At 68.4% G+C, this 6,761-nt stretch carries 3 protein-coding genes, 1 tRNA gene and 1 pseudogene; all 5 read left to right on the forward strand.

Translation table 11 applies throughout. From position 1 onward, the window contains the following. The coding region (locus ABZ281_RS12815) for a thiamine pyrophosphate-dependent enzyme (protein WP_356654859.1) at nt 1-1,431 on the forward strand (1,431 nt) is incomplete at its 5' end. Next, nucleotides 1,428-1,820: pseudogene (locus ABZ281_RS12820) on the forward strand (SDR family NAD(P)-dependent oxidoreductase); the annotation flags it as partial. The gene ABZ281_RS12815 and the pseudogene ABZ281_RS12820, both read left to right, overlap by 4 nt. 26 nt (nt 1,821-1,846) lie before the next feature. Then, on the forward strand, nt 1,847-5,815 hold the full coding sequence (hrpA, locus tag ABZ281_RS12825) for an ATP-dependent RNA helicase HrpA (protein ID WP_356654861.1): 3,969 nt from the start codon (nt 1,847-1,849) through the stop codon (nt 5,813-5,815). A 93-nt stretch (nt 5,816-5,908) separates the two neighbouring features. Next, nucleotides 5,909-5,983, forward strand: a tRNA-Asp gene (locus ABZ281_RS12830). A gap of 277 nt (nt 5,984-6,260) precedes the next feature. Beyond that, a complete protein-coding gene (locus ABZ281_RS12835) occupies nt 6,261-6,452 on the forward strand; it encodes a DUF6274 family protein (protein WP_356654863.1) in 192 nt (63 codons plus the stop codon). Nucleotides 6,453-6,761 lie beyond the last annotated feature (309 nt).

The raw sequence follows: 6,761 nt of genomic DNA on the forward strand, positions 1-6,761 counted from the left end.
TCCGAGTTCTGCCAGATGGTCGTGCACCCGGGACAGGCCCGGCATGTCATCGACCGGGCCTTCAAGACCGCGCTCACCATGCGTGGCGTCGCCACGATCATCATCCCGAACGACATCCAGGAGGAGGACGCCCAGCCCTCGCCGCCGAAGAAGCACGGCTCGGTGTTCTCCAGTGTCGGCTGGAGCCGCCCGCGTGTCCTGCCCGACCCGGACGAGGTCCGCAAGGCCGCCGACATCCTCAACGAGGGAAGCAAGGTCGCCATGCTCGTCGGGCAGGGCGCTGCCCGAGCGACGGCCGAGGTGGTCGAGGTGGCCGAACTGCTCGGCGCGGGTGTGGCCAAGGCCCTGCTCGGCCGCGAGGTGCTGCCCGACGACCTGCCCTTCGTCACCGGGCCCATCGGCCTGCTCGGCAGCAAGCCGAGCGACGACATGATCCGCGGTTGCGACACCCTGCTGATGATCGGCAGCAGCTTCCCGTACTCAGAGTGGCTGCCGGACGAGGGGCAGGCGCGAGGTGTGGAGATCGACATCGACGGGCGGATGATCGGCATCCGCTACCCGATGGAAGCGCATCTGGTGGGAGACTCCAAGGAGACCCTGAAGGCGCTCATCCCCCTGCTGCGTCGCAAGGAGGACCGGAAATGGCGGGAGAAGATCGAACAGAACGTCGTCGAATGGAACGACCTGTGTGAGCGGTGGGCCGCCCAGCACTTCGGCGGCACCATCAATCCGCAGGCCGTCGCGTCCGAACTCTCGCAGCGGCTGCCGGACGACGCCATCCTGACCGCCGACTCGGGCTCGGGGACCAACTGGTGGGCCCGCAACATCAAACTCCGGGAAGGCATGCGAGCCTCGCTCTCCGGCACGCTGGCGACCATGGGGCCGGGCACGCCGTACGCCATCGCGGCGCGGTTCGCCTACCCGGACCGCCCGGTGATCGCGTTCGTGGGCGACGGGGCCTTCCAGATGAACGGCATGAACGAGATGATCACCGTCAAGCGGTACCTCGACCGCCTGGCCGGCTCCCCGCCGTTCGTCTTCTGCGTGTTCAACAACCAGGACCTCAACCAGGTCACCTGGGAACAGCGGGCCATGTCCGGTGACCCCAAGTACCCCGGATCGCAGACCATCCCCGACATCCCCTACGCGGCCTATGCCCAGCTGATCGGCCTCAAGGGCATCGTGTGCGACGACCCGGCGAGCATCGGTGCCGCCTGGGACGAGGCGCTGGCCTCCGACGTCCCGGTCGTGCTCGAGTTCAAAGTCGACGCCGAGATCGCCCCGATCCCGCCGCACATCATGGCCGAGCAGGGCAAGAAGGCCGCCAAGGCCGCTCTGCACGACCCCGAGAGGGCGGGAATCACGGCCAAGGGCGTACGCCAGAAGGTGACGCAGTACGCCGAGCACCTGCCGGGCCGCGGGAAGTCATGACAGACAAGCGCGGCAAGACCGAGGTCGTCGTCGTGACAGGGGCGAGCGGCGGCGTCGGCCGGGCCACGGCCCGGGCCTTCGCAGCCCGCGGCGCCTCCGTCGCCCTGCTCGCCCGTGGGGAAGAAGGCCTGGAGGGCGCGGCCCGCGACGTGCGGGAAGCGGGCGGCCGGGCGTTGCCCCTGGTGGTCGACGTCGCCGACGCCGAGGCCGTCGACGCGGCGGCCGAACGGGTCGAGGCGGAACTCGGCCCGATCGACGTGTGGGTGAACGCCGCCTTCTCGACCGTCTTCGCCACCGTTCCCGAGGTCAAACCGGAGGAGTTCCGGCGGGCCACCGAGGTGACCTACTTCGGCTTCGTGCACGGAACCAAAAGCGTTAGCCATCAAATTCGGCGGGATGAGATCCTGGACCGCGTATGTCTACGCACCCTGCCCCCGCCCTCGGCGCCCTCGCCCCCCGCCTGACCGAACTGTCCCTGCGCGACGCGCACCGGCTCGGGCGCAGGCTCGAAGGTGCGCGCAAGATCCGTAAACCGGAGGCGCGGGCCGCCGTGCTCGCCGAGATCGAGGCGGAGGTAGGCAAGGCCGAGGAACGGATGGCCGGCCGGCGCGCCCTCGTGCCTCCGGTCACCTACCCCGAGCAGCTGCCGGTCAGCCAGAAGAAGGACGTGATCGCCGACGCCATCCGCGATCACCAGGTCGTGATCGTCGCCGGCGAGACCGGCTCCGGCAAGACGACGCAGATCCCGAAGATCTGCCTGGAGCTGGGGCGCGGCGTACGGGGCATGATCGGGCACACCCAGCCCCGCAGGATCGCCGCCCGTACGGTGGCCGAGCGGGTCGCCGAGGAGCTGGACACACCGCTCGGCGAGGCCGTCGGTTGGAAGGTGCGGTTCACCGACCAGGTGAACCAGGACAGCACCTTCGTCAAGCTCATGACGGACGGCATCCTGCTCGCCGAGATCCAGACCGACCGCGAGCTGCGCGCCTACGACACGATCATCATCGACGAGGCCCACGAGCGGTCCCTCAACATCGACTTCCTGCTGGGCTACCTCGCGCAGCTGCTGCCGAAGCGTCCGGACCTCAAGGTCGTCATCACCTCGGCCACGATCGACCCCGAGCGCTTCTCGCGGCACTTCGGCGACGCCCCGATCGTCGAGGTCAGCGGCCGTACGTACCCCGTGGAGGTCCGCTACCGGCCGCTGCTGGAGGAGGACGGCGACGACGCCGACCGCGACCAGATCACCGCGATCACCGACGCCGTGGAGGAGCTCCAGGCAGAGGGCAAGGGCGACATCCTCGTCTTCCTCTCCGGTGAGCGGGAGATCAGGGACACGGCGGACGCGCTCACCAAGAAGAACTACCGCTTCACGGAGATCCTGCCGCTCTACGCCCGGCTCTCCCACGCCGAGCAGCACCGCGTCTTCCAGCCGCACACCGGCCGCAGGATCGTTCTGGCCACGAACGTCGCCGAGACCTCGCTGACCGTCCCGGGCATCAAGTACGTCATCGACCCGGGCTTCGCGCGGATCTCGCGCTACAGCCATCGCACCAAGGTCCAGCGGCTGCCCATCGAACCGGTGTCGCAGGCCAGCGCCAACCAGCGCAAGGGCCGCTGCGGCCGTACGTCGGACGGCGTCTGCATCCGGCTGTACAGCGAGGACGACTTCGAGGCCCGGCCGGAGTTCACGGACGCGGAGATCCTGCGGACGAACCTCGCCTCCGTCATCCTGCAGATGACCGCGGCCGGTCTCGGCGACATCGAGAAGTTCCCCTTCATCGACCCGCCGGACCACCGCAACATCCGCGACGGCGTGCAGCTGCTCCAGGAGCTGAACGCCCTCGACCCGGCCCAGAAGGACCCCCGCAAACGGCTCACGGACACCGGCCGCAAGCTGGCACAGCTGCCCGTCGACCCCCGGCTGGCCCGGATGGTCCTGGAGGCGGACAAGAACGGCTGTGTACGGGAGGTCATGGTCATAGCCGCCGCGCTGTCCATCCAGGATCCGCGCGAACGCCCCGCCGACAAGCAGGCCCAGGCCGACCAGCAGCACGCCCGCTTCAAGGACGAGACCAGCGACTTCCTGGCCTACCTCAACCTCTGGCGCCATCTCCGCGAGCAGCAGAAGGAGCGGGGGTCGTCCTCGTTCCGCCGGATGTGCAAGCAGGAGTACCTCAATTTCCTTCGCATCCGCGAATGGCAGGACATCTATACGCAGTTGCGCACGGTCGCGAAGCAGATGGGCATCCATCTCAACGAGGACGACGCCCCGGACGACCGCATCCATCTCTCCCTCCTGGCCGGCCTGTTGTCGCACATCGGCATGAAGGACGTGAAGGACGCCGGTGGGGAGGGCGGGAGGGGCACAGCCAAGAACGAGTACCTCGGGGCGCGGAACGCGAAGTTCGCGATCTTCCCCGGTTCGGCGCTCTTCAAGAAGCCCCCGCGCTTCGTGATGTCGGCCGAGCTCGTCGAGACGTCCCGCCTGTGGGCCCGCGTCAACGCGAAGATCGAGCCCGAGTGGGTCGAGCCCCTCGCCGCGCACCTCGTCAAGCGCACGTACAGCGAGCCGCACTGGGAGAAGGACCAGGCCGCGGTGATGGCGTACGAGAAGGTCACGCTCTACGGCGTGCCGATCGTGGCGCAGCGGAAGGTCAACTACGGGCGGATCGACCCGGAGATCAGCCGCGAGCTGTTCATCCGGAACGCGCTGGTCGAGGGCGACTGGCGTACGCACCACAAGTTCTTCTCGGACAACCGCCGCCTCCTCACCGAGGTCGAGGAGCTGGAGCACCGGGCCCGGCGCCGGGACATCCTGGTCGACGACGAGACGCTGTTCGACTTCTACGACCAGCGGATCCCCGAACACGTCGTCTCGGGTGCCCACTTCGACTCCTGGTGGAAGCACAAGCGGCACGAGCAGCCCGACTTCCTCGACTTCGAGCGCGAGATGCTCATCAACGAGAAAGCGGGCGAGGTCAGCAAGGCCGACTACCCGGACTCGTGGCGGCAGGGGAACCTGAAGTTCCGGGTGACGTACCAGTTCGAGCCGGGCGCGGACGCCGACGGCGTGACCGTGCACGTGCCGCTCCAAGTCCTCAACCAGGTCACCGACGAGGGCTTCGACTGGCAGATCCCGGGGCTGCGTGAGGAGCTGGTGACGGAGCTGATCCGGTCCCTGCCCAAGCCGATCCGCCGGAACTACGTCCCCGCGCCGAACTTCGCGAGGGCGTTCCTTGACCGGGCCGTCCCCCTCCAGGAACCTCTGACCGCGACCATGACGCGCGCGTTGAGACTGATGGTCGGAGTGCCGTTCGAGGCGGACGACTTCGACCTGTCCAAGGTCCCCGACCACTTGAAGGTCACGTTCCGGATCGTCGACGAACGGCGCCGCAAACTGGCCGAGGACAAGGACCTGGAGGCGCTGAAGCTCAGGCTGCGCCCGAAGGCCCGCAAGGCCCTCTCCCAGGCGGCCGCGGCGACGGCCGAGCGCTCCGGCGGGGAGTCCCTGGAGCGCTCGGGGCTGACCGAGTGGACGATCGGCACGCTCTCCCGCGTCTTCGAGACCCGGCGGGCCGGTCAGCCGGTGAAGGCGTATCCGGCGCTGGTCGACGACGGCGACACGGTCTCCGTGCGCCTCTTCGACACGGAGGCGGAGCAGACGCAGGCCATGTGGAAGGGCACACGGCGGCTGATTCTGCGCAACATCCCGGTGAGCCCGGCGAAGTTCGCCTCGCAGAAGCTGACGAACGCGCAGAAGCTGGCGCTGTCCGCGAATCCGCACGGCTCCATCCAGGGCCTGTTCGACGACTGTGCGATGGCCGCCGCGGACAAGCTGATCGGGGACTTCGGCGGGCCGGCGTGGGACGAGGAGTCGTACCGGAAGCTGTACGACAAGGTGCGCGCCGAGATCGTCGACACGACCGTCCGCGCGGTGGGGCAGGTGCAGCAGGTGCTGGCCGCCTGGCAGGCCTGTGAGCGCCGTCTGAAGGCCGTGCGCAGCCCCGCGCTGCTGCCGAACCTCCAGGACGTGCGGGCGCAGCTGGACGCCCTCGTGAAGCCGGGCTTCGTGACGGAGGCGGGGCTGCGGCGCATGCCGGACCTGATGCGCTACCTGGTGGCGGCCGACCGGCGTCTGCAGCAGATGCCGACGAACGTCCAGCGGGACACCACACGGATGCAGAAGGTCCACGAGATGCAGGACGAGTACGCCTGGCTCCTGGAGCAGCTGCCGCAGGGCCGGCCGGTGCCGTCGTCCGTCCTGGACATCCGCTGGATGATCGAGGAGCTACGAGTCAGCTACTTCGCCCACGCGCTGGGCACGGCGTACCCCGTCTCCGACAAGCGGATCGTGAAGGCGATCGACACGGCGGCGCCGTAACGGCAGCCGCACACAGGGTGAGTTCGACCAGGGCCTCACCCTCCTGTACAGTCTCTTCTCGCAGCGCAACGCACGAATGGCGCCGCGAAACCTGGTCCTGTGGAGCAGTTTGGAGTGCTCGCCACCCTGTCAAGGTGGAGGCCGCGGGTTCAAATCCCGTCAGGACCGCATAACGAGAGCCCGGATCTTCGGATCCGGGCTCTTTGCCGTCTGCACCGTCACTCCGAGCAGCCGGAGGCCGCGCCTGCGGCAGAGCCGCGATCAGATACAGCAAATCCCGTCAGGACCGCACAGAACGAGCCCGGATCTTCGGATCCGGGCTCTTTTGCATGCCCTGACCTCGCCGTAAGCCCTTCAGGCCTCCCCACGCCGTCTTGACGGCCCCTCATTCCGCCGGTACCCCAGAACCAGGGCCGTTCCCCGTGCGGCCTTCAGGAGGTGGCGTATGGCGGCAGCGACCAGGCACGAGACGCGGGCCCTTCTCCGCGCGCACCTGTCGGCCGCGTCGTCGTACCGGCACCTCACGCGGCACTGCCCGATCTGCCACCGTCTGCTGAGGCTGGCGATGGAGTCGGCGCCGCGTGCACCTCAGGTCGCGGCCCCGGCAAGGGAGGACGGGAACCGGGCGCCCGCATGATCCACGAGCGGCCTCAACACCCGCCAGGACAGGGGCCGCTGGACCCGGAGGCTTCTCTACCGCACCCGCGGCGGAGCTAACAAGCCGCTTGGTATGTGACGGGTGTCACCGCATGAGTTTTGGAAAGTGCGGTACTTACACCTCACCTACAAAGGGTCAATTTAATATGTGCAATTGCACCCTGCCCGAGGTGCCGCACACAAGTGATCCGACACCCCTCCCCAGGCTCCTACAAGGCCGCTCACAGCAGGTGCGGCAGATCCACCCCGGGCGCGCAAGCGGATCCGGATGGGCACTCGACGCCGCAGG

Source organism: Streptomyces sp. NPDC006265 (assembly GCF_040613555.1).
GTDB lineage: Bacteria > Actinomycetota > Actinomycetes > Streptomycetales > Streptomycetaceae > Streptomyces.